The 24,680-nt window shown below is 40.6% G+C and carries 22 protein-coding genes; 9 read left to right on the forward strand and 13 right to left on the reverse strand.

The genetic code is table 11. The features are described from left to right. Position 1 precedes the first annotated feature (1 nt). The 4 genes from purL to LBC_RS05140 all read right to left on the reverse strand — a co-directional run bounded on the left by purL (position 2) and on the right by LBC_RS05140 (position 4,053). Complete coding sequence (purL, locus tag LBC_RS05125; protein ID WP_221253167.1) at positions 2 to 2,173, reverse strand: phosphoribosylformylglycinamidine synthase subunit PurL; 2,172 nt, start codon at positions 2,171 to 2,173, stop codon at positions 2 to 4. Between the two features lie 69 nt (positions 2,174 to 2,242). Beyond that, a complete protein-coding gene (locus LBC_RS05130; RefSeq protein ID WP_221253169.1) occupies positions 2,243 to 2,530 on the reverse strand; it encodes a metal-sulfur cluster assembly factor in 288 nt (95 codons plus the stop codon). Between the two features lie 3 nt (positions 2,531 to 2,533). Next, the gene (locus LBC_RS05135) at positions 2,534 to 3,712 is read right to left on the reverse strand and encodes a peptidase M50 (protein ID WP_221253171.1); all 1,179 of its coding nucleotides are present in this window, start codon (positions 3,710 to 3,712) and stop codon (positions 2,534 to 2,536) included. Then, on the reverse strand, positions 3,712 to 4,053 hold the full coding sequence (locus tag LBC_RS05140) for a hypothetical protein (protein ID WP_221253173.1): 342 nt from the start codon (positions 4,051 to 4,053) through the stop codon (positions 3,712 to 3,714). Before LBC_RS05140 ends, LBC_RS05135 begins: the two co-directional genes overlap by 1 nt. A gap of 127 nt (positions 4,054 to 4,180) precedes the next feature. On the opposite strand from LBC_RS05140, the gene hcp reads away from it, so the two are divergent. The 4 genes from hcp (at position 4,181) to LBC_RS05160 (ending at position 9,015) form a co-directional block, all read left to right on the forward strand. Next, entirely contained in the window at positions 4,181 to 5,515 is a 1,335-nt protein-coding gene (gene hcp, locus LBC_RS05145; RefSeq protein ID WP_221253175.1) for a hydroxylamine reductase, read from the forward strand. A gap of 282 nt (positions 5,516 to 5,797) precedes the next feature. Then, complete coding sequence (locus tag LBC_RS05150) at positions 5,798 to 5,965, forward strand: hypothetical protein (RefSeq protein ID WP_221253177.1); 168 nt, start codon at positions 5,798 to 5,800, stop codon at positions 5,963 to 5,965. 9 nt (positions 5,966 to 5,974) lie between these two features. Continuing rightward, positions 5,975 to 7,519, forward strand: a complete 1,545-nt coding sequence (locus LBC_RS05155) for a disulfide bond formation protein B (protein WP_221253179.1) — start codon at positions 5,975 to 5,977, stop codon at positions 7,517 to 7,519. A 128-nt stretch (positions 7,520 to 7,647) separates the two neighbouring features. After that, positions 7,648 to 9,015: an MFS transporter gene (locus LBC_RS05160; RefSeq protein ID WP_221253181.1), complete on the forward strand. Its 1,368-nt coding sequence runs from the start codon at positions 7,648 to 7,650 to the stop codon at positions 9,013 to 9,015. Between the two features lie 577 nt (positions 9,016 to 9,592). Here LBC_RS05160 and LBC_RS05165 read toward each other — a convergent pair. The 3 genes from LBC_RS05165 to LBC_RS05175 are packed head-to-tail and all read right to left on the reverse strand — an operon-like array spanning position 9,593 to position 12,495. Continuing rightward, positions 9,593 to 11,224: a cation:proton antiporter gene (locus tag LBC_RS05165; RefSeq protein ID WP_221253183.1), complete on the reverse strand. Its 1,632-nt coding sequence runs from the start codon at positions 11,222 to 11,224 to the stop codon at positions 9,593 to 9,595. After that, positions 11,224 to 11,598: a heat shock protein transcriptional repressor HspR gene (locus tag LBC_RS05170; protein WP_221253188.1), complete on the reverse strand. Its 375-nt coding sequence runs from the start codon at positions 11,596 to 11,598 to the stop codon at positions 11,224 to 11,226. Before LBC_RS05170 ends, LBC_RS05165 begins: the two co-directional genes overlap by 1 nt. Positions 11,599 to 11,601: 3 nt before the next feature. Next, positions 11,602 to 12,495 (reverse strand): DnaJ C-terminal domain-containing protein, encoded by an 894-nt coding sequence (locus LBC_RS05175; protein WP_221253189.1) that lies wholly within the window; start codon positions 12,493 to 12,495, stop codon positions 11,602 to 11,604. Positions 12,496 to 12,659: 164 nt separating this feature from the next. On the opposite strand from LBC_RS05175, the gene LBC_RS05180 reads away from it, so the two are divergent. After that, on the forward strand, positions 12,660 to 14,069 hold the full coding sequence (locus LBC_RS05180) for a Do family serine endopeptidase (RefSeq protein WP_221253192.1): 1,410 nt from the start codon (positions 12,660 to 12,662) through the stop codon (positions 14,067 to 14,069). A 247-nt stretch (positions 14,070 to 14,316) separates the two neighbouring features. Then, a complete protein-coding gene (locus tag LBC_RS05185) occupies positions 14,317 to 14,673 on the forward strand; it encodes a hypothetical protein (protein WP_221253193.1) in 357 nt (118 codons plus the stop codon). Between the two features lie 502 nt (positions 14,674 to 15,175). Here LBC_RS05185 and LBC_RS05190 read toward each other — a convergent pair. The 5 genes from LBC_RS05190 to LBC_RS05210 all read right to left on the reverse strand — a co-directional run bounded on the left by LBC_RS05190 (position 15,176) and on the right by LBC_RS05210 (position 19,288). Continuing rightward, entirely contained in the window at positions 15,176 to 16,543 is a 1,368-nt protein-coding gene (locus LBC_RS05190; protein ID WP_409240979.1) for an L-serine ammonia-lyase, read from the reverse strand. A gap of 2 nt (positions 16,544 to 16,545) precedes the next feature. Continuing rightward, positions 16,546 to 17,766, reverse strand: a complete 1,221-nt coding sequence (locus LBC_RS05195; protein WP_221253194.1) for an aromatic amino acid transport family protein — start codon at positions 17,764 to 17,766, stop codon at positions 16,546 to 16,548. A gap of 191 nt (positions 17,767 to 17,957) precedes the next feature. Then, the gene (locus LBC_RS05200) at positions 17,958 to 18,350 is read right to left on the reverse strand and encodes a hypothetical protein (RefSeq protein WP_221253196.1); all 393 of its coding nucleotides are present in this window, start codon (positions 18,348 to 18,350) and stop codon (positions 17,958 to 17,960) included. Between the two features lie 5 nt (positions 18,351 to 18,355). Further along, the gene (locus tag LBC_RS05205) at positions 18,356 to 18,700 is read right to left on the reverse strand and encodes a rhodanese-like domain-containing protein (protein ID WP_221253198.1); all 345 of its coding nucleotides are present in this window, start codon (positions 18,698 to 18,700) and stop codon (positions 18,356 to 18,358) included. A 39-nt stretch (positions 18,701 to 18,739) separates the two neighbouring features. After that, positions 18,740 to 19,288, reverse strand: coding sequence for a PepSY domain-containing protein (locus LBC_RS05210; protein WP_221253200.1), 549 nt, complete (start codon positions 19,286 to 19,288; stop codon positions 18,740 to 18,742). A 429-nt stretch (positions 19,289 to 19,717) separates the two neighbouring features. Between LBC_RS05210 and LBC_RS05215 the strand changes: the two genes are divergently transcribed. Next, entirely contained in the window at positions 19,718 to 19,876 is a 159-nt protein-coding gene (locus tag LBC_RS05215) for a hypothetical protein (RefSeq protein ID WP_221253201.1), read from the forward strand. Positions 19,877 to 19,912: 36 nt separating this feature from the next. On the opposite strand, the gene LBC_RS05220 is transcribed toward LBC_RS05215, so the two are convergent. Further along, positions 19,913 to 22,483 carry an ATP-dependent Clp protease ATP-binding subunit gene (locus LBC_RS05220; RefSeq protein WP_221253202.1) on the reverse strand — a complete coding sequence of 857 codons (2,571 nt, stop codon included), beginning with the start codon at positions 22,481 to 22,483 and terminating at the stop codon, positions 19,913 to 19,915. A 180-nt stretch (positions 22,484 to 22,663) separates the two neighbouring features. On the opposite strand from LBC_RS05220, the gene LBC_RS05225 reads away from it, so the two are divergent. Then, on the forward strand, positions 22,664 to 23,956 hold the full coding sequence (locus tag LBC_RS05225; protein ID WP_221253205.1) for a S41 family peptidase: 1,293 nt from the start codon (positions 22,664 to 22,666) through the stop codon (positions 23,954 to 23,956). Between the two features lie 13 nt (positions 23,957 to 23,969). Further along, positions 23,970 to 24,680 carry a phosphoribosylaminoimidazolesuccinocarboxamide synthase gene (gene purC / locus LBC_RS05230; protein ID WP_221253206.1) on the forward strand — a complete coding sequence of 237 codons (711 nt, stop codon included), beginning with the start codon at positions 23,970 to 23,972 and terminating at the stop codon, positions 24,678 to 24,680.

Below are 24,680 nucleotides of genomic sequence, written 5' to 3' on the forward strand. Positions count from 1 at the left end.
TTTAGCCCTTTATTAGGCGTTTAAATTCATTAAAATACACATCCCTTAGCTCACATAAATCCATACTAATACTATCAAGTATAAACTTATCTCCGCCACTTACGCCAAGCCTAGTAGCCTCTACGCCAAACTTTTTGCATGTGCTTAAAAACAAAGCCTCATCCTTTACGCCTACTATCGCACGGCTTGCACTCTCGCTAAAAAGCAACCTTTCGTCGCCAAAGCCACTTTTTAAATTCACTCCAACTCCGCCATATGCGCTCATTTTGGCCAGCGTCATAGCCACACCACCGACTCCAACGCTATTTGCAAACTCTAAATTTGACTTAGCAGATACCAGCACTTCCCAAAGTGCGCGCTCGTAGCTAAAATCAATCTCGCTCACTTCGCCCCCAACCTCGCCATAGAGGTTTTTTAGGTACAAAGAAGCGCCGAATTCATCGCTGGTTTTACCTAGTAAATATATAGCTATATTCTCTTTTGTGATAAACGAAGGCGTAACTTCGCCATCTCCTGCGCCCACGCTTACTATGGTAGGGGTTGGTTGTATGCTTACGCCGTCTGTTTGGTTATAAAGGCTTACATTGCCACTTACTACCGGGGTGTTTAGCTTAGAGCAGGCTTCTTTGATGCCTTCACAACCCATTTTAAACTGCCACATTACCTCAGCGTCCTCTGGGTTGCCGTAGTTTAGGCAATCCGTTATGGCTAGCGGCATAGCCCCAGCTGCAGCGACTTTTCTGCCAGCAGTAGCTACTGCTAGTGCGGCACCGTTAAACGGCGAAACATAGCAAGCCCTAGTATTGCACTCGCTAGCCATAGCCACATAGCGCCCATTTTCACGCACTCTAAGCGCACCAGCGCCGAGACTACCAGCTGGCTTTATAGTGTTTGCACCTACGGTACTGTCGTATTGTTCGTAAATGTAAGCTTTATCTAATATGTTTTCATCTTTTAAAAGCGCCCTAAAGGCTTCATTTGTAGGGATGGATTTGTTTAATTTTATATCTTTTATAGAGTTTAGATAGGTTGCTTCTTTTACAGGTCTATCAAGCACTGGAGCAGCCTCACTAAGTGGCGCAATAGGTATCTCGCCAGCTATTTCGCCATGCCATATAAGCTGCATTATACCGCTATCTGTAACCTCGCCGACTACTGCCGCGTCAAGTCCATATCGCTTAAATAGCTCTATGACTTTACCCTCATAACCTTTCTTAGCGCAAATTAGCATTCGCTCTTGAGATTCGCTTAGCATAAGCTCATAAGGAGTCATGCCCTCCTCTCTCATAGGCACCTTATCGAGCTCTAGGCGCATTCCACTTCCGCTTCGTCCAGCCATTTCAAAGCTAGAGCTAGTAAGCCCAGCCGCGCCCATATCCTGAATGCCGACTATATAATCATGCTTAAAAAGCTCAAGGCAAGCTTCCATCAAAAGCTTCTCAGCAAATGGATCTCCCACCTGCACTGTTGGGCGCAGACTTTTGCTGGCTTCGTTAAAACTATCGCTTGCCATTACAGCCCCACCTAGTCCGTCTCTGCCAGTTTTACTACCTACATATATGACTGGATTTCCTACGCCCTCTGCTTTAGCGTAAAAAATTTCATCACTCTTACACACCCCAAGCGCAAAGGCATTTACCAGTATATTTCCGTCAAAACTCTCATCAAAGCTAGTCTCGCCAGCTACCATAGGTATCCCCATGCAGTTGCCATAGTGGGATATGCCGTTTGCTACGCCTTTTAGCAGGTGGCGCTGATATTTTGCGCTTTTGCTATCGCCTTTTATGTTACCAAAGCGCAGTGAGTTGATATTTGCCACACACCTTGCACCCATGGTAAATATATCTCGTAAAATTCCACCCACGCCAGTTGCTGCCCCAGCAAATGGCTCAATAAAGCTAGGGTGATTGTGGCTTTCTACCTTAAATACAGCCGCATATCCGCCGCCTATGTCTATTACGCCTGCATTCTCACCAGGGCCTTGTATAACCCAAGGTGCAGATGTGGGAAAGCCACGGAGATATTTTCGGCTTGATTTATAGCTACAATGCTCGCTCCACATAGCAGAAAAGACGCCAAGCTCTAATAAATTTGGCTCTCTGCCTAGGATATTTAGGATATTTAAGTACTCTTCTTCGCTTATTTTGTGTGCTTTTACGACGTCTTTTGTCATCTAAGGCCTTTTAGTAGGTTTGATGTGATGTTGGCATTTTACTAAAAAAGATTAAAACTACGTTTAAATTTATCCAAGCTTTGCCTTAACCTCATCACTAGCCATGCTTATATCCCATGCAGGCTCCCAAACTAAATCTATCTCGCACTCACCCACGCCCTCCACGCTCAAAGCCGCCTCACGTACCCAGCCTAAAATAAGCTCATGAAGCGGGCAGGACTTTGTCGAAAGTGTCATGGTTACTACCGCCCTACCCTCAACAACCTCTACACCATATATAAGTCCAAGCGAGACTATATCAAAGCCCACCTCAGGGTCAATTATCTCGCTAAGTTTTGCATAAATTTTATCTTTCATTTTTTATCCTTTAAATTTAACATACCTAGCTATAAAAAGTATATTTATAGCCAAAAAGCTAGCTGCAATTAGCTGTAAAAAAGCAGAAAACAAAAAGCTATTAAAGCCAGCCAAAATAAGAGAAACGGTACTAAAAGCAATCTGCAAATAAGCAAGTGGCTTATTTATCATCTCATCAAGCAGCGGCACCTTTGCCTTACCAACAAATGGACTAACAAAATGATACCACACCAAAAACGGCACTATCTTATAAAGATGAGCGATGATAAAGCAAGACAAAAAGCCAAAGCAGAATAAAAACAGCGCCCTATTTGTATAGTCAAAAAATAGACAAACAAGGCAAGCCATAACCGAAATAGCAGCAATTATAATGTTAATATTCCAATAATCAAGCGCCTTTCTTACCCTTTTAAAAAATATCAAAGCCATCTCAGCCACAAAGCAAAAAATAGCCAAAATCACAAACAATAAAACAATATTTTCATCTATAAAAAACCCCACAAAAGCACCAAAATATAAACCCATAGCAATCTTGCTAAAATATAGCTTAAGCCCATGCGCTAGGCTAAACATCGGCAAAAGTACGCTAGCAGCCCCCACAATGACAAAAAACATAAATCCAAGTACAAAATAAATGTGAAGCTTAATAACGGTATCAAAATCAAAGCTAAGTGCGAGAACGCCGTTAAGAGATAGCACCAAAGCAAAGCCCAAGAAAATGCCTATAATAAGATAAATAGATGAAATTAAAAGCGCTAAGCAGGCAAAATTAAGCTCCTTAAGCCCCAAAAAGCTAAGCGCATAAGCAATGCCAAAATAGCAAAGTGAAGCAAAAAGCAAGCCCCCACCAAATAGCAAAAGCAAAGAATTCCCAGCAAAAAACCCACCCACAAAAGCCACCAAAGCCAAAGCGTAACAAAATAGGATTAAATACGCCCCCTTAAGCGTAAAAAAGGGCTTTTGAGTGATGACTGAAGTAAGCTGATAAAGCGCGCCTATAATAATGCTAAGCACGAAGCCAAGTAAAAATAGGTGCAAAAATCCAGCCGCACTAAAGCTAAAAATCGCATCAAAATCGGCAAAATAAAAGCCAAAAATACTGGCTATTAACCCAAGCACACCAAGCGAAAAATATCCGCCCACCAAAGAAAATGGCGGCGCAAAAGTCCCAAGTGCGACCATTATTTACATTCCATCTGGCTGGCTTTAAATTTCTCTATCTCTACTCCTGCTTTTGGGCTAAACTCAAGCTGTACGCCGCCTTCAAACTCGCTTTGGGTGTAGTTAAAAAACGGCTCAATTTTTGGGATTAGCCCCACTGGGAAGCGGTGATTTAACATTATTACTTTATCATTTTCGCCGCTTATTAAATTTAACGCAAGCATAGCATTTATCATAGGCTCGGGCGGCACGCAAGCCCTGCTGTCAAAGCCTATAATACGTGAGTTGCCACTTTTTTTCTCATAAAACTCAACCGTAGCGCCATCTACTTTGATGGTGTTAAAACCTACAAATTCATTCATCTTGAACCCTTTTTAGATTAATTTAAAGCAAATTATACCCCTTTAAGAGTTTTATTGTCTTGATTTATCTCAATGAAAAATTCTCATTTTACCCCTATAATTTCGCCAAATTTTAAAAGGAGAAAAAATGAGCGAAAAAGCTTTAAAAATGTTCTGTCATCAGTGCGAGATGAGCGCACCAGGCGGCTGTGGTAGCAAAGGGCAAGATAAGGGCACCTGTGGCAAAGATAGCACAAAAGCTAGACTTCAGGATATGATGATATTTGGGCTAAAGGGGATGAGTGCGTATCGTCATCACGCTAACGAGCTAGGCGCAAACACCAAAGCAGTAGATGATGTCATCGCTCAGACGCTTTATTTTACGCTAACAAATATGAACTTTAACTTTAACGAACACATTGAGCAGCTTTTGCGAGTGGGCAAGGCTGGCGTGGAAGTAATGGATCTATTAAGCAACGCCCACACTAGCACCTACGGCGTGCCAAGCCCAGTTAGAGTAACGCAAAATAAAGCCCAAGGTAAGGGCATACTCGTAAGCGGACACAACCTACATATGCTAAAAGCCCTACTAGAGCAAACCGAAGGCAAGGGCATAAACATCTACACCCACTCAGAAATGCTCCCAGCCCACGCCTACCCAGAGCTAAATAAATTTAAACACCTAAAAGGCAATATCGGCAAGGCGTGGTTTGACCAGACTAAGCTATTTAACGAGTGGCGGGGCGCAATCATAATGAGCACAAACTGCATCGTCCCACTACGTGCAAACTGCGAGTATGCTGATAGATTATTTGGCTACGACATAGCAGGCACTGAGGGCGTAACACACATAAATGGCGATGACTTTAGCCCAGTCATAGAAAAAGCCTTAAGCCTGCCTGATGTAGATAACTTTAACTCAGATGAGACAATCGTAACAGGACACCACTACAAAGCCGTCCTACCAATGGCTGGCGAGATACTTGAGGCTGTAAAAAGCGGAAAAATTCAAAGATTTTTCGTAATCGCAGGCTGCGACGCACCAGGCAAAGATAGGGATTATTACAGAGAGCTAGCCACGAGCCTGCCAAACGACTGCGTGATCCTTACTTCAAGCTGTGGTAAATTCCGCTTTAACGACGTGGATTTTGGCACAGTTCCTGGCACAAACATACCTCGCTACCTAGACCTAGGACAATGCAACGACAGCAACGGCGCCGTTAAAATCGCCCTAGCCCTAAGCGAAGCCACAGGCATAGCCATAAACGACCTACCAATCTCAATCGTGCTAATGTGGATGGAGCAAAAGGCTATCATAATCCTGCTCGCCCTACTCTACCTAGGCGTGAAAAACATAAACGTAGGTCCTAGCTTGCCTGAGTTTTTCAACGAAGAGATATTAAACTTCCTAGTCGAAAACTATAACATCGCTCTAATCAGCGGCGACGCACAGGCTGATATGAAAAAATTCCTAGGCAAATAATCGCTCATTTTACCCCAGCTACTGCTTAGGTACGGCTGGGGTAACGCCAAAAATACTCTGCGCAATCCTGTAGAATATATTTAATTTTATAAATCAAATTTAAAATTTTATAAATTTAAAAAATATTCATTAAGAATATCTATTTTTAAGCTTTTATGCTCCAAAAATATGCTGATAAATTTATAATTTAATATAAATAAAATTTAATAAAAATTAAATATAATTATTTAACTTTAAGTTTTAAATTAGTATTATTTCCTAAGAAATTATAAAGGAGTAGTAATGGAATTTTTAACGCTTACACTATTTGCCATTTGTGTGTTAATAGTTTTAATCAAGCCCTCAAAAGAGCGGCTTGCGTGGGGGCTTTTTATGGGGGCGACGGCGATTTGCTACATTATGTTTTTCTTTGCAAGCTGGACGTCAGTACTGCCGTTTATAGCATACTAGGAGGGCATAATGCTAAATCAAAAATCATTTAATTTTATAATGGCAACTGCCGTATTTTTAGTCCTAGCCCTGCCTGTTGGCATAGCAAATTTCTACCTAGGATACGTCGTGGGCGAGGGTCCTTGCACCCTGTGCTGGCAAGAGCGCATAGGCATGGTCGTAACTGGCGTAGCAGGCATACTCATACTGCGCTACGGGTTAAAACTACGATATATTGCCGCAGTATTTATAAGCGGCGGATACGGCATGTTTATGACGCTTAGACACACGTCATTTATGTCTAGTAGAGACATGGGAATGGGCTTTGGAGGAGATATTTTTGGCGCACATACTTATACATGGGGAGTGCTGGTTTACTGGGTAGTCATTATATTTATGGGCGTACTTTTACTACTTGTTAAAAAGGGCGATTTTAAAGATGAGATAACCTCAAACGATACAAAAATAAAGCCACTAAGCGCATATTCTAAATTTGTCATATTTTTAAGCTTTATAGTCATCGCCTCAAACGCCGTTCAAGCCTTTATTTCAGCTGGTCCACCACCATTTGTCGGCAAAGGCAGCCCAGAGCGCATAAGCCTAGAGAAAAACACCTGGATACTTAACGTTTGGCCAAAGCTGAAAAAGCCGCTTAGCTTTACTGGCGCAAACGTCGTCGAGACTCCGTATATGGCTGGCGTAAATGAAGCTTCAGCCATTAAATTTGATAAAAATCCACAAAATGGCGCTTTTAGCGAGCTTTTAGCCACACCTAAAATAATAAATAGCAAAAAGCTACCATTTAAGGCCACTGGGATATTTGACAAAGGCGGAGCTAGTGGGCTAGCATATGACGCGCTTAATAACGAATTTGCTGTGGTTAATAGCGACGGCGGGGTATATTTCATCGATGAAAATCTAAACCCAACCGCAAGTGCCATCATAGATATGCCAAATGGCAGGAATTTAAAGCTATTAGCAGACGCCACGTTCGTAAATGGCACTCTAATCATAACAGGCATAAATAAAACCCTAGTCGCCATAAAGCGCGCCTCAAAAGAGCAAGTTGACACTTACAAAGAGTGGGTAACGCTTAGAAACACAACTGGCGGACTAGTGCTTCCATGGCAGCAAGACCGCCCTTACGTGCTAACAGTGCGTGCCAAAAAAAGCTACGTCGCAACACTAGCGAGCGAGCCAAACAACCACTACATGTATATGCTAAGCGTGCCAAATGAAAAAAGCAAAAAGCAAACCCTGATCAAAATAGACACAAACGATCGGCTATTAAGCGCTGAAACGCCGCTAAACTCAGCTGTACCACTAAAAGACGGACGAGACTTAGGGGATTATTACATCACAGCAGCGGCATTTAGTGGTGATATGCTTTATGCTTACTCAAAAAATTACAACACTCTTATGCAAATCAATAAAGACAGCGCAAAGGTACTCAAAGCCTATGGTATGCCTGATGTTGGGGATGTAATGAGCATGGAGATAGTGGACGAGAAGCTTTATTTGCTTAGCAAAAATCAAAGCCAAGATGAAATTTTCATACTAAATATGCCAGAGTAATAAAAATCCGCCATGAATTTGGCGGATTTGACACATTTTATACCAAAAAAGTATGATTTTATTTTCCAAAAGCGACAAAAATAAAAATATTAATATAATAATAGCTATCTTTTAATAAAGGAGGTGAGATGTTTGGCTTTTTAAGCTCAAAACAGGGCAAAACAGTGCCGCCAGCACAGGTGCTTGATACCTACAATCGCTTGCGATGGAACGCTATTTTTGGCATATTTATAGGCTATGCGGCATATTACATTATACGTAATAATTTCATTCTTTCAACACCATATTTAAAATCTGAGCTAGGTTTTGATAAGGCCGATATTGGGCTAATTTCTGGCACTTCGCTTGTAATTTATGGGCTTAGTAAGGGATTTATGTCTGTGCTAGCTGATAAATCAAATCCAAAGTGGTTTATGATTTTTGGACTTTTGCTCTCAGCGCTTGTAAATTTAATGATGGGTTTTAGCACCGCATTTTGGCTATTTTTCATTTTAGTTTGCGCAAACGGACTATTTCAAGGTATGGGCGCAGGTCCTGCTTACGTGGTGCTAGCTAGCTGGTACCCTAGAAAAGGTAGGGGGTTAATCACCTCAATCTTTAATAGCTCGCACAACGTTGGCGGCGGACTTGTTGCGCCCATTACTGGCGGGGCGATGGCATGGCTAGGAAGTGATGCGGAGTTTTTTGGGATGCATAGCTGGCAGATGGCAAATTTTATAGTGCCAGTTGCAGTGGTGCTTTTTATAGCGGCGATTTTTGCTATCTTTGGTGTGGGCAAAACCTATAACGAGGGCTTACCACCGCTAAATGAGATACTGCATAATGACAAAGATGAGCTAGTCGTAGCTAAAGAGGATGGCGAAAAGCTAAGTAGTTGGCAAATTTTAAAAGGCTATATATTAAATGATAAAAACGTCTGGTTTGTGAGCTTTATTGATGTCTTTACCTATATGATACGCTTTGGGGTGCTTACGTGGCTGCCGCTTTATTTGCTTGAGACAAAGGGCTTTAGCAAAAAGGATATGAGTGTGGCATTTGCGATATTTGAGTGGTCGGCCATCATATCAACAATCGCTGCTGGTTATCTTACAGATACATTTTTTAAAGGGCGCCGTATGCCGCTATCGATTATATGCTTAGTCATCGTTGGCGCTGCTATGTTTATCTATAAAGGTGGCGATACACTAGGCGTTGTTACGCTTGGAGCTGGCATTATAGGTTGCTTTATCTATGTGCCGATGTTTCTTAGCTCCTTGCAAACCATCGAGCTTGTGCCGCCGTTTGCAGCTGGGTCTGCTACTGGATTAAGGGGGCTTTTAAGCTATGTGCTTGGTAGCTTTTCAGGTACGGCGCTTATTGGCTACGTGGCGCAGCACTATGGCTGGGACTGGGGATTTTACCTACTTATGTTTGCTGTGGTAGCTTGCATATTTTGCTGCTATATGGTTCATTTAGGAGTACTTAGGCTAGAAGCAAAGAAAAAAGCTGGAGCATAATATTTAAACTTATGGCTGCTATTTTTGTGGCGGTCATAAGGTTTTTTAAATTTAAAACCTAACAAGCTGCAATATTTTAAAAAATTATTAGAAAAATGGCGCAAACTAAAAAGACTAGCTGCTATAATTTTAAAAGGACGTAGTCCTGGCAAGTATGTTGCTTCGCTTACTTATTACCTTAAATTCAAACTCAACTCTTTAAGTGCCGTGATTTAAATTTTCCGCCTCGCCCAGGTCTAACAGATTTTATAAAAAGACAGTCCAAGCAAACAAAAAATAAGTGGCATCTACAAGAACTACACCTACATAAAAGTACACCATTTTGGCTAGTCGCAATAATAACCAGTCCATATAGATAAAATTCCAGCTGCATAGATTTAAATTTGAAGTGGATAAATTTATAACATATATTAAATAAGCTTCTTTGGTTGCTAAAGACTATTCCTATCGCAAAAATCAATTTAAAACCTTAGCATAATAGAACTAAGGTTTTTATGGTTTAAAAATTTAATAGGCAAAATAAAAATTAAAAAGCTTTCCAAGTCCGATAAAGCCCAAGCAAAGTAAGATATGCGGGCTAAAGAGGTGTAGTATCACTTTTTATCTTGCACTGAAGTGCCTCATGTACGAGTATCCTAGCCACGGCTCGCTCTTCGCGCACAAGATGGAAATGATCACCCAAATCAGAAAAAAGCTCTTTTTCGTCATTGCCACGAAATCGAATTACGCTTTGCACATTTGGTGCGTAGTGGGATAGACTTTGCGTGATTAGCTCTAATTTTTGTTCGTTGCTTACCGTTACTATCACAGCAGCAGCAGTGTTTATGCAGGCATTTTCAAATGTGCTTTGCTGGGTTGCATTACCCAAAAATACATTCTCCCCACGACTTCTACCAAGCTCGACTAAATTTATATCGCTTTCAAGCACGAGGTATAATAAATTCTGCTCTTTCACCCGCAAAACCACCTCCTGCCCTAACTTTCCATAGCCAAAAATGACTATGTGATTTTTGATTTTTTGCGGCTTTGTAAGCTCGTTTTGACGTGGTGTCTGGACTTCGCGCTCTATTAAATTTGCTATTTGGTTTAAATTTTTAAGCACAAAAGGGGTAATAAACATAGAAATAACAGAAACTGCGATTAAAATTTGTGCCGTATCAGAAGCCAAAAATCCGCGCGAAACCAAAAGCGCAAAAATAGCAAGCGCAAACTCACCCACCTGAAATATAGCAAGCGCAGCCTTAGCCGATGTGCGGCGGTTTACGTAAAGAACCAAAATAGCAAAAACCACAACCGCCTTTATAGCAAGAGCTACTACTAAAAGCACTAGGATTAAGGAGATGTTGCTAGCTATCATAGCAAGGTTTAGCTGCATACCTACGGTAACAAAAAATAGCCCCAAAAGAAGGTCACGAAACGGTATAAGGTCGGCTTCTATTTGGTGCTTGTATTCAGTTTCAGCTAGTAGCATTCCTGCTAAAAACGCTCCCAACGAGTAAGAAAATCCAAAAAAATGCGCAAGCGAGCTAGCCCCAACAACCATAAAAAGTATGGTCGCTATGAAAATCTCTTGAGAATTTGTCTGAAGAACCTTATAAAACACCCAGTTAATAACATATCTGCCTATTAAATAAAGCAGCACCAAAAGCACGCCAGCACTAAGCGCAGTCTGCAAAAGCAGCTCTTTTACGCTTGCATCCTTATTTGAGAAAATGTCAATCATAAGCAGTATTGGGATGACGGCAATATCCTGAAATAGCAAAATCCCAAGCGATTTGCGCCCATATAGCTGGGTTATCTCTCCACTGTCATTTAGTGTCTTTAGCACGATAGCAGTAGATGAAAGCGCTAGAGATAGCCCCACTATTAGGGCTGATTTTTCGTTTAAATTTAAAAGATAATACGCCAAAAGTCCGAGCAATCCGCCACATAGCAAAAACTGAAGCGAGCCGTTGACAAAGACTTCACGGCGCATTTGCAAAAGGTGCTTAAAGCTAAACTCAAGACCTATTGTAAACATCAAAAACACAATCCCAAACTCAGCCAAATGAAGCACCTCATCGCTGCTTTTAAAATCAAATGCCTCAGAAATAAGCGTACCTGTAACTATGTAGCCTATGATAGTTGGTATACTAAAGCGCTTAAAGATGAGATTTAGCACTACAGTAAGCGCTGTTGTCAGCAAAAAAGCTACAAGGATTTTATCCACTATTTTTCCTCGTAAAATATAAGATCAAAGTTGCTCTTACGCTTTACTAGCGACTTTTTAGTAGGTATGATAGTGCCTATTTTTTCTAGTTCAGCCCTTAGCTCATCTATGGTATTTTGATGCTCTTCGATGCGCTCTTTTAACTGAAGTATCACGTCAACACCAGCTAAATTTACGCCCAAATCGCGAGTTAGACGCAGTATCATCTTTACACGGTCTACATCACGCTGCGAGTAAAGCCTCATGCGTCCATCCGTACGAGAAGGCTCTATAAGTCCCTCTTTTTCGTACTGACGAAGGGTTTGGGGGTGTATGTTTAGCACCTTTGCGACGACGCTTATTAGATAGACTGGTTCGTGATATTTGTTTTGCATTTTTTACTCCGGTAATTTTTCTTTCATAAGCTCCACTAGCTTATCATCAAGCTTATCCACATCAGGTAAGCCTACTCTAGTGCGCAAGTACAAATCTCCATAAAGCTTGCTTTTGCGGTTTTGTACGCCGTAGCCTTTTAGGCGAATTTTAGCGCCTGTTTTTGTGCCTGCTGCTATTTTGACTGTTACCTCTGGCTTTTCTTTTTTAGGAGTTGAAACTGTAATTTTACCGCCAAACAGCATGGTTTTTAAAGGAATTATAACATCTTTATATAAATCATCGCCATCTCTTTCGTATTCGCTACTTGCCTCAAGGCTGACTGTTAAAATTAAGTCTGCGCCGTTTCGCCCCTTGCCCTTTATGCGTAGCTTTTCGCCCTCATTTATACCAGCTGGAATTTTTATTTTTATGCTATCGCCGTTTAAATTTATAGAGTGCTCCCCACCGCTTATAGCGACGTTAAATGGTATTACAATCTTAGCCTTTGTGTCTAAGTCTGTATCACTAAATCTATCTGAGCTAAATGAACTAAATCCTCCGCCAAAATCTGCCCCAAAAGAGCCAAAGCCTCCAAATCTAGCCCCACCAAAGCCACTACCTCCAAAGATATTTCTAAGTATATCATTTAAATCATCGCTGCTGCCAGCACTTCTGGTAAAATCGCTAAAGCTCTGTCCACCAAACATACTATCACCATAACGGTCATACTGCGCCCTTTTTTGCTCATCGCTTAGGATTTCATAGGCTGCATTTATCTCCTTAAATTTCTCCTCCGCCCCTGCGTCTTTATTTATGTCTGGATGGTACTTGCGAGCCAAACGCCTGTATGCTTTTTTAATCTCATCAGCACTAGCAGACTGGCTCACGCCTAAAGTCTCGTATAAGCTATTACTCATTTATATCCTTTTATTAATCTTTTTGCTATAAATTATAGCATAAAACTTGAGCCAAAGTCAATCAACTTTATAAATTTTATCGCATTTACATTTTAGTTACAGCCGTTAATAATTAAGTTATATAATTTCTTACCAAAAAATATCTAACGAAAGGAAGGCAATCCATGAAAAAAGCCTACTTATTATCTTGTATACTAGCAGCCTCTCTTATGGCTGGTGAGATTAAATTTATTGACGCTCCAAGCGATTTTAACCGCATAGACGCAAGCAAAAGCGACGCCGTGCTTTCATATCATAACTCCATAAAAGACGCAAAAGCCTCAGTCGTAAACATATCAACAACGAAAACAATGCTAGGTAGTAGCGGTATTGAGGGGTTATTTCCTGATCCATTTTTACGAGACTTTTTCAATCAATTTCTACCAAATTTAGATCAAAACAAAAAGCAAAAACTACACTCGCTCGGCTCTGGCGTAATAATATCAAATGACGGATACATAATAACAAATAATCATGTAATAGATGGCGCTGAGGAGATAAACGTAACTCTAGCAAACGACGGAATGGAGTATCAAGCAAAGCTAATAGGTACTGACGAAAAAACAGACATAGCTGTGATTAAAATAGACGCTAAAGACCTGCCTAGCATAAAAATGGCTGATAGCAGCAAGCTTCTTGAGGGCGATGTAGTATTTGCCATAGGAAACCCTTTTGGCGTTGGCGAGAGTGTAACGCAGGGCATAATCTCGGCCTTAAATAAAGACAACATAGGGCTAAATCAGTATGAGAATTTTATCCAAACAGACGCCAGCATAAACCCTGGAAACTCAGGCGGTGCACTAGTGGATACTAGAGGCGCATTAGTGGGGATAAATACCGCTATTTTAAGCCGAAGTGGCGGAAATAACGGCATAGGATTTGCGATACCTTCAAATATGGTTAAGCAAATCGCAACCCAGCTAATCACAACAGGAAAGATAGAAAGAGGCTACATCGGCGTAGGCATATCAAACCTAAACCGGAAACAAAAAGAGATATACCAAAACAAAGACGGAGCCTTGATAAATAGCGTAGAGGCTGGCTCTCCAGCAGATCAAGCTGGGATAAAGCGAGGAGATTTAATCATAAAAATAGATCAAACACCTATAAAAAATGTAACAGACCTTAAAAATACAATAGCCGCAAAACCAGCAGGAAGCAACATAAAAGTAGAATTTGAGCGAGCCGGAAAAGTGTCAAGCACCACAATAAAAATCATAAGCATGGATAAAGCCCAAGGCGCAATAAGCGCAAAGTCATTTTATGGACTAAAAGTAAAAGAACTAAGCAAAGAGTTGCGCTACCAGCTAAGGATAGATAAAAGCGTAAACGGCGTATTAGTAAGCAACGTCGCACCAAATTCAAAAGCAGAAGCTGCGGGCTTTGAACCAGGAGATATAATCGTGCAAATTGCAGAAAGCACAATCTCAAACGTAGCTGAGTTTGAAAAAGCTATGTCTGAAATAAGTGGCAAAAAAGCCATAATCTGGGTAAGACGCAAAAATGGCGCAACAGAGGGACTAGTGCTAAAATAGTCTCTTTGGCTCTTTGGTGCGTTAGCTCTCTTTAACATGCCTACAAGCCTAGCCTACGTGGCTGGGCTTGGACTTCATATGCGCTGACTTTAGCTGCTTAATTTAAAATATAGATAAAATTAAGTAGCATATTATGAAAACTTTTAAAGCGCTTTAATATAACGCCCTACTTTACCATGCCCCATTTTCCCTCTTGAAAAAAAAAAAAAACGATATACTCAAAGACATTTTTTAAAAGGAGCTTAAAATGAAAAAGATATTAATCTCAAGTACGGCTGCTTGTGCGGTAGCATTTATGCTAGCAGGATGTGGCAGTGGTGAGATAAGTGCCGTAAAAGATGGCACATTTAAGTATGATGAGAGCATAAGTGTGGGAGATGCGATAGAAAATAAGCCCTACTGCGCGGACGTAAAATGGAACAGCCAAAAAGAGGGCGGCAGGCTAGTGGTAAGTGCAAGGTGTGAGATAGATAAGCGGATAACGCAAGAATATATAGACGATAAATTGTCAGATTATAATAAAAAAATAGCAGAATTACCACAAGAAATAGCAAAACTTGAAAAAATGATACAGCCATACAATGAACCCAAAGATATTCTATAAGCCATATCAAAATATCAAAAAAACTATATAGAACAAGGTAAAAGCATAACAAATATTCAAGAAAGAGAGGAATGGAAAAAAGCTGTAAAAAAAGAGTTTGAGTTTTTAAACATCTCTTTATGTGCGTATCTAGCAAACATATACAGATACCCTCAAGATCAAGATTTAAGAAGAGCAAGTGATTGCTTTAACTATATCAATAACTCTATTGATAGCAACAAAAGAGAACTCATAAATTCTCAAAACCGCAAATCGTGGCTAGAGCAAGCCCTGTCAGAAAATGCCAGTGAAATTTATCATTTTAACATCAATAAAGACGGCAATAGCTTTACACTTTCTGATATTCAGGCTGAGTTTGACGGAAGTTTATTTAGCATAAATTACGGCGTAGATTATATCTACTCTAATCAAAATCCACCCTATCTAAAAGAATTAATCAATGATTTATTAAAGCAAGTAGATTAAAACATACTAGCCCCAGCCAAAACTGGGGCAAATACGCCTAGCAGCTTACCATTTTGGCAAGTCCACCTAGGCTTGTCTCTTTGTATTTTGAGTTCATATCCTTACCGGTTTTATACATCGTGATGATGACCTCATCTAAGCTTACACGAGCTGTCGCATCGCCATCTAGTACCATTTTAGCGGCACTTATCGCTTTTATAGCGCCCAGTACGTTTCGCTCTATGCAAGGAATTTGCACCAGCCCACCCACAGGGTCGCAAGTAAGCCCTAAATGATGCTCCATAGCAATCTCAGCAGCATTAAAGACCTGCTGCGTGCTAGCTCCGCTAACCATCGCCATAGCCGCTGCTGCCATAGAGCTAGCCACGCCTATTTCAGCCTGACAGCCAGCCTCGGCTCCGCTTATACTTGCGTTTTTCTTGTATAAATAGCCGATTGCTGCTGCGGTTAGGATAAAATCAATGATTTTCGCTTCGTCCATGTAAAATCGATGATTTTGGATATACAAAAGCACCGCTGGTATGACACCACACGCCCCATTTGTAGGAGCAGTTACGACCTTACCACCACTTGCATTTTCCTCACTTACCGCTCGAGCATACATAGACACATAATCAATCATCGCAAGAGGATCCATATCCTCTTTTTCATTTGTATCAAGCCGCTTTTTAATAGCTGGAGCTAGGCGGTTTAGACGGATAGAGCCAGGCAGTATACGCTCAGAGCTTGTTATGCCGTTATTATAGCACTCCATCATCGCCTCATACACCTCTAAACAGTAATCCTTTACCGCCTTTTTGCTCATGCTTTCGCTCTCTCTAAGCATCACTATCTCAGCTATGCTGCAGTTATGAACGCTGCATAGCTCGGCTAGCTTTGAGGCACTATCAAAATCAAATTTAAGATTTGCCTCATCTAGGCTTTGGCCATCAGGGCTACTAAGCTCTTGCGCAGTGGAGACAAAGCCCCCACCAGTGGAGTAGTAAGTCTGCTCTACGATTAGCTCATTATTTTCGTCATACGCCCTAGCGATTAGGCCATTTTCATGAAGCGGAAGCATGCTATCATCAAAAAATATATCCCTATCATAGATAAAATTTATCTCATGCCTGCCAGCTAGATTCAGGGTATTTTTGCCAAAGACTGCATCTATTATAGCACGCTTTTTTTCAGGTGTTACATCTTTTGGTGCCAAGCCGCAAAGTCCGATGATACAGCCTATGTCGGTTAGGTGCCCTTTGCCAGTTAAGCTTAGCGAACCATGAAGTACGACTTGTACGCGGCTTACTAGCTCCACTCTATCCCCCAAAAGCTCACAAAAGCGGTTCATCGCAACGATAGGACCTATGGTGTGCGAACTGCTTGGACCCACACCTATTTTAAATATAGATAAGATACTATCCATTTTTATACCATTTTATAAACTACGCTTAAGATTGTAAGCACGCCCATTAAAAGCACAAATCCATCAAGGAGAGGGTTTTTAAATTTAGCCATTGCTGGGACTTTATAAATAGCAATTATAGGCATTATAAATAAAATAGCTGCAATTATCGGACCACCCAAATCCTCGATAAAGCCTAGGATATTTGGATTTATATAGCCCACCACAACGGTGCTAATATATAAAAATAGTGTTGCACCCACTTTTACTGCTCTGCTATTTGGCTTACCATCATCACCTTTTGCCTTTTTAAGCATGCCACAAAGCCCCTCATATGCGCCATAATAATGTCCAAAAAACGACGACGCAATCGCAAGAAGCGCCACAAGTGGACCAGCGTATGCGATTATCGGACTATCAAATTCATTTGCAAAGTATGAAAGTATAGGGATATTCATCTGTCTAGCTTTTGCAAACTCATCAGGGTTTAGACACATAACACTAGAAAAGACAAAAAACATAACAAAAATAAGCAAAATAACACTAGCGCCAAATTCTATCTTATTGACGTTTTTATCCGTATCTTGTGGATATTCGCGCTGTACGCTTTGAGCAAATGTCGAGATTATCGGACTATGATTAAATGAAAAGACCAAAACTGGCAAAGTAAGCCAAATGACGCTTGCAAACTCACCAAAAGACGGCACATTTGAAATGGCTTCAAATTTCCAATGCTGCATTAGATAAATAGAAAAAATAAACAAAATCGCACAAAGCGGATAGACCAAAGCAGAGCAGATTTTTGTAACTATCTCCTCACTAAACACGAGCACAAACATCATCGTACTAACCAGCACAAACGCAAGGAAAAAGCGGTGTGGCTCAGCCCAGCCTAGCTGATTTACGACGAATGAATTTATAGTATTTGTAATACCAACTCCGTAAGCTAAGCATATAGGAAAAATCGCAAAAAAATAAAGCACTGTAATAGCACCACCCCAGCCACTACCAAAATGCTCTGTAACAACTTGTGTTATATCCATTTGCGGTCTTGAGCCTGAGTTTACAAACCTAGCTAGATTTCTGTGCGATAAATAAGTCATCGGAAAAACCAAAAAGCACATCACCACAATAGGCCAAAACCCGCCAGTACCAGCGCGAATAGGCAAAAACAATATTCCCGCTCCAACAGCGGTACCAAAAAGGGAGAGCATCCAACGAAGATCAAAGCTTTTGAAATTCATACAAAACCTTTCAATAAAAATTCATCTACATTGTAAGGCTTAAAATATTAAATAATACTTAAAAATTTATTTTTTATTATTTTTATAATTAATAATGTGTATTTTAGTAGTCAAATTTATAAAAATAGCCTTTAAATTAGGAAAAATAAAGACTATTTTTGTTTAAGTTTTAAACAATATTTGAAATTTAATCAATGACTTATACCAAACTCTCCAACCTTGCCGACAAGGCTCTCGCCACTGTATAAAAACACCTCATAGCTCATAGTTGGCATCATGCACATAGCTGGGATAAATTTAAACTCATATTCACCATTTTTCAGCGCTTTTACGCTCACTGGCATATCACCCATATCCATTTGAATACCCTTTATTTTTATGTTTGGCGCTATTATTTCACCCTTTAGCAAAAGCGTATTTTCCCGCATGGCTTTTAGATTTTTATCCCTTAGACTTACGCTTACGCCAGCAATACTGCAATCTCGCTTTAAAAGGTCGCATTTATGGCTATTTGTCTCATCGCTAGAGGCGTACAAAAACTGCGTAGCAAGACAAAAGCAAAGCGTAAAAACTCTAAATTTCACCCGCCCTACTCCTTGCTAAATTCATATCCATCCACGCCAAGCTTTGCCACGCCACCATCTAGGCTAACAGGCTCCTTAAAACCGACTCTAGCCAGTATCTGCGCAGCTGCCTGACTGCGTACACCAGAGTGGCAAATCACATAAAGCGGCTCATCTTTATTAAACCCTAAGTCATCGACCTCGCTTACAAAGTTTTCATTCATAAGTCCATCATCATTATAAAGGCTTACCTTTTTACAGCCCGCTATAACCCCAGTGTCATCCCACTCAAATGGCGAACGCACATCAAGTATCTGCGATGCACTATCGACCAGTTCCTTTGTCGCTAAAAGCCGCTTTATCTCTTTCATTTTTATCCTTGAGTAAATTTAAAATAAATTATATCAAATTTAAATATTTATTGCCTGAAAATAGCAAAATGCCACGACAAGAACACCTCCTATAAGTGCCATGATTGCCGATTTTTGGTATCTTTTACACCATGCTGTAACTATAAAACCGCTTAAATAAACAACCAAAATAAAGGCTGAAAATATAATGGCTAGCCAGTTAAAAAGCTTACTTCCATGCCCAAAATGCATGCTATACATAGTACCAAACCACGTGCGCTCGCTATATTCGACCACCATTTTGCCGTCTTTGTTAAATATACTGGCTGCATATTTGGCGTTATTTAGGCTAAATTTACCATCTCTAACGCGCTCATATCCACCTGGTATAAAAAGCTCATGCGCTTTTAACGTATCAATAAGCACACCTTTTAATTCATCCTTGGCGCTAGTAGGGGCAATATTTAACTCAAACACCTGCTTTGACGAGCCAGAAAACTGGTTAAATCCTAGCAAATGCCCTACCCCAGTAGCAGCAAAAAGCAGCATAAATGGAAGAAAAAATATCGCTATATAGGTATGTATTTTAAGCCAAAACTGTTTTTTCATAACTCTTTCCTTTTTGAGAATAAAAATCAAAACTTTGATTATATAATCCATTTATTAATGTTTTTTAAACTCCATAAATATTAATCGAATTTTAAGTTAGGGGGGGGTCATAGTAAAACCATATAAATTCATTATAAGGATAAAATATGAAAAAATAATTCTAGCAATTGGTGCAATAATAACCATCACTGCTTCACTAAAAGCAGTAAAGTTTCCTGCTAAAATAACAAATTCCGCAAGCAAACATTCTAAAGAAAATCTACTAATAACAAAAAGCTGTAGCGATACTAACAGCAGCTGCGTAAAATTATTCTCTGTCTATGACGGAGTTTTAAGCATAGAACATAGCAAAATAATAGTAAACAAATGGGGTAAGTGCGATGGCATTAGTTTTTTCTCCAAATAAATGAGCCAAGAACTAAGAAAAAAGTGGCTAAATTTGATGATATAGACTGCGTGTATAAGAATTGCAGTAACGCAAGAGTAAGCGAGCTTGGCCACGGAAACTCGGTAGAGACACTGGTAGTTTGTGAAGGATTTTTGGATGTTAGCGCACCTACAGACAGAGGTGCGAAGAGTTTTAGATAAAATTTGCTAGCCCTAAAAGCTAGCAAATTTAAATGGCTAATTAAGCTTTTTTATCACGATTTTTTCATCATTTGCGTCGATTATTATCTCATCGCCGCTTCTTAGCTCATCACGCAGGATTTTCTCTGCCAGTGCGTCTTCTACCAGCTCATAAAGTGCCCGTCTAAGCGGCCTTGCGCCGTAATCTGGATCAAAGCCCACCCCTGCGATTAGTTTTTTAGCGCTCATACTTAGGCTAGCCTTTATGCCACGTTCAGCCAGCGTCTTAGCAAGCCCAGCAAACATAATGCCCACAATTTTAATGAGCTCATCCTCGCTAAGCGGATTAAAGGTGATGACATCATCAAGGCGGTTTATAAATTCCGGCTTAAAATACGCTCTAAGTGCCGCATTTACCGCCGCTTCTCGCTCATCGCCGCTTAAATTCATAATCGCATCGCTTGCTATGTTTGAGGTTAGGATTATGATGGTGTTTTTAAAATCGACCACCACGCCCTTATTATCCGTCGCTCTGCCATCATCAAGTATGCCCAAAAGCACGTTAAATACGTCCTTGTGAGCCTTTTCAACCTCGTCAAAAAGTATCACACTATAAGGGCGTCTACGCACCGCCTCGCTAAGCTGTCCGCCCTCGTCATAGCCCACGTAGCCTGGAGGCGCACCTAGCAGGCGGCTGACGCTATGCTTTTCCATATATTCACTCATATCAAAGCGAATGAGCGCCCTTTCATCGTCAAATAAAAACTTAGCCAGAGCCTTTGCACTCTCGGTCTTACCTACGCCAGTTGGCCCAAGGAAAAGGAAGCTTCCTATCGGGCGGCTTTGGCTGCTTAGCCCTGCTTTATTTCGCTTGATAGCGCGCGCTAGGGCGTGCAGGGCGGCGTCTTGCCCCACGACATTTTCACGCAGATGATCTTCGATTTTTAGGTACTTTTCGCGCTCGCTAGTTAGCATTTTTGCTACGCTTATACCAGTCCATTTACTAAGCACCCCAGCGACCATATCCTCATCGACCTTGTTTTTTAGCAGTGTGCCCGCACTGCTTAGGGCTTCCCAGCGTGCTTCTAGCTCGGCCACCTTTGCCTGTGCGGCTGGTATTTGCCCATACTCTAGCTCGGCTGCCTTGCTTAGCTCGCCGTTTCGTCTAGCGATGGCGGCTTCGTTTTTTAGGCTATCTATGCTCTTTTTTGCCTCGCCTATGCCGTTAAAAACAGCCTTTTCGTTTTCAAATTTAGCGCTAAGAGCGTTTTTCTGCTCGTTTAAATTTGCTATCTCTTTATCGATCTCGGCTAAGCGTGGGCTGTTTTTATCCTCCATTTTTATGGCTTCAGCTTCGACTTGGAGATTTACTATCTCACGCTTAACTTTGCTTAGCTCAAACGGCTCAGACTCTATTTGAATTTTTAGCTCAGCTGCTGCTTCGTCGATTAGATCTATCGCCTTATCTGGCAAAAATCTCTGACTGATGTAGCGATCACTCAGCTTTGCCGCAGCCACAAGCGCGCTATCAGTTATGCTTACATTATGATGCACTTCAAGACGCTCTTTTATCCCACGCAAAATTTGCAGCGCCTCATTTACGCTTGGCTCAGCGACATTAACAGGCTGAAAACGCCTTTGTAGCGCAGCGTCTTTTTCAAAATATTTGCGGTATTCTTTTAGCGTCGTCGCCCCTACAGTGTGCAGCTCGCCACGTGCTAGGGCTGGCTTTAGGATATTTGCCGCGTCCATACTGCCTTCGCTTGCCCCAGCGCCCACGATAGTGTGAATTTCATCGATAAAGAGTATCACGTCGCCCGCTTTTTTGACTTCGTCAATGACCGCTTTTAGCCTGTCCTCAAACTCCCCACGATACTTCGCCCCAGCTATTAATGCACTCATATCAAGGGCGATGACTCGCTTATTTGCTAGGCTTGTAGGCGTCTCGCCACGCACTATTCGCTGGGCAAGTCCCTCTACGATGGCGGTTTTTCCCACGCCTGGTTCGCCTAGCAAAATTGGGTTATTTTTGCTTTTGCGGATTAGGATTTGCTCCATTCTTAATATTTCTTCATCCCGTCCGATGACTGGGTCAATGGCGTTTTCACGGGCTTTTTGCGTGAGATCTATGCCGTATTTGGCTAGGGTTTCTAGCGTCTCATCGGCGGTTTGGCTGTCGATTTTCTTGCCACCCCTGATAAGCTCAAACTCCTTTTTTAGCTCACCAAGGTCAATAAATTTATCAAGAACATCCTTAAACCACGCCTCGCCAGCATTTGCCACTATCCACGTATCCACAGCGATGTAGCTATCACCTAAGCTTACCATTAAAGCCTCAGAAAGCTCTAATGACTTAACGGCTGCGTGGCTAAATTTAATACTTTCTTTACTTACATTTGAACTACTTGGAAGCCGCAAAACAGCGCTTTTTATCTCAAGCTCCACCGCCTCGCGACTAGTGCCTAGCTTGTTAAAGACTTGATTTAAAAGTGAGCTACTATCAGCCACCAAAGCCCAAAGCAGGTGCAAAGGCGCCACTTCTGGGTTTTTATTATGTATCGCAAGGCTGACTGAGTTATCTACTATACTAGTCATTTGCGATGTTAATTTTTCAGCTATATTTGCCATATAATTTCCTTTTAACTTTTATAATGATGGCATTATACAACTTTAGTCTATTAATGTCAAGTTTTTTTATTAAATTTACTTAATTTTGGTAAAATTCTAAAACATTTATATATTTTATGCTTTTTTTAGCCAAAAATAACTAAAATAGCACCCAAAATCTCACTAACTCTAGGAGAAAAGTTGAAAACCCTAAATAAATTTATCACAGCAGCAATTACTTGCTCAATTGCAGCATCATTTGCAATAGCTAAAGACACTACAAGCGAAAAAGAGCGCCTAGAAGCCCTAAAAAAGCTACAAAATGCGATTAATAAAGTAGAGACTTACTACGTAGATGATATTAAATTTAACGACATAATAGACAAAGCCATAACTGGGCTTATGCAAAATCTTGACGCACACTCTAGCTTTTTAAATGAAAAAGCCCTAAAAGATATGCAAGTGCAAACCAGTGGCGAGTTTGGCGGACTTGGCATAACAGTAGGCATAAAAGATGGTGCACTTACAGTAATAGCCCCCATAGATAATACCCCAGCCTATAAAGCTGGAATAAAAGCTGGAGATATAATCTTAAAAATAAATGACGAGGCAACACTTGGCATTACTATAGATGAAGCGGTAAATAAAATGCGCGGAAAGCCAAAAACGCCTATTACCTTAACAATAGTACGAAAAGGCGAGCCAAAGCCGTTTGACATAAAGCTCACAAGAGATATAATAAAAGTAGAAAGCGTAAGCTCAAAACTCATAAAAAACGACAATATTTTGTATATCAGGGTTAGTAATTTTGATAAAAACGTAACTCAAAAGGCACGCGATGCGATAAAAAAATATCCAAATGTCGATGGAATTATATTGGATTTAAGAAATAACCCAGGAGGGTTATTAAATCAGGCTGTTGATTTAGTGGATCTTTTTGTAGATGATGGCGTAATAGTATCACAAAAAGGGCGCAATGAGGGCGAAAACCTAACATATAAAGCAAGCCCTAGAAATACTTTAACAAAAGCTCCTTTAGTCATTTTGGTAAATGGTGGAAGTGCAAGTGCTAGCGAGATAGTAAGCGGTGCACTGCAAGACACTAAACGTGCAATAATAGTGGGTGAAAAAACATTTGGCAAAGGTAGCGTACAATCAATAATGCCTATAAATAAACTAGAAGCTCTAAAGATAACAATAGCAAAATACTACCTTCCTAGCGGACGTAGCATACAAGCAGTTGGAGTAGAGCCAGACGTCGTAGTATCAGCAGCAAAGGTACCACAAAACGATAGCGATAACTTCTCAATCAAAGAAAGCGAACTAAAAGCACACCTTCAAAACGAGCTAGAAAAAATAGAACCGAAAGAGAAAAAAGAGGAAATAAAACAAGAAACAGACAAAGACCAAATAAGCCAAAAACAGGTCAATGATGATTTGCAATTAAAAACAGCCATAGACACGATCAAAGTATTAAAAATCAAGTCCAAATAAAGGAAAAAGCAGCATGCAAAGGATAAATTTAGCCTATGAAGGAAAGGCAAAACGCCTCTATACAACAGATGACAAAGATCTTTTAATAGCAGAATTTAAAGACGACCTAACCGCATTTAACGGAGAAAAAAAAGGCTCAGAAATCGGGAAAGGTGCGCTAAATAATAAAATTAGCACTCAGATTTTTAATCTGCTAAGCGAGTATGGCATAGCCACCCACTTAGTAAGAGTACTAAGCGAAAATGAGCAGCTTATAAAAAAAGTAGACATAATTCCACTTGAGGTAGTCGTAAGAAACATAGCAACTGGCTCGCTAACCAAAAGACTCGGGATAAAAGACGGTACAGTTTTGCCTTTTAGCTTAGTTGAGTTTTACTATAAAAATGATGATTTAGGCGATCCTTTGGTAAACGACGAACACTGCCTTATAATGGGGCTAGTAAAAAGCGAAAACGATCTAAACACCCTAAGAAAACTGGGCAGAGAGATAAATTCTGTACTTGTTAAATTCTTTGAAGCTAGAAGTTTAAAGCTAGTTGATTTTAAAGTCGAATTTGGCGTAGATAAAGGCGGAAATATCCTATTAGCTGATGAGATAAGCCCAGATAGCTGTAGATTTTGGGATGCAAACAGTAATGAAAAACTAGACAAAGACCGCTTTAGACAAGGGCTTGGTGATGTAAAGGTCGCCTACGAAGAGGTTTTACGCCGCATACTATCTTAA

Source organism: Campylobacter sp. 19-13652 (assembly GCF_019702925.1).
Lineage (GTDB): Bacteria > Campylobacterota > Campylobacteria > Campylobacterales > Campylobacteraceae > Campylobacter_A.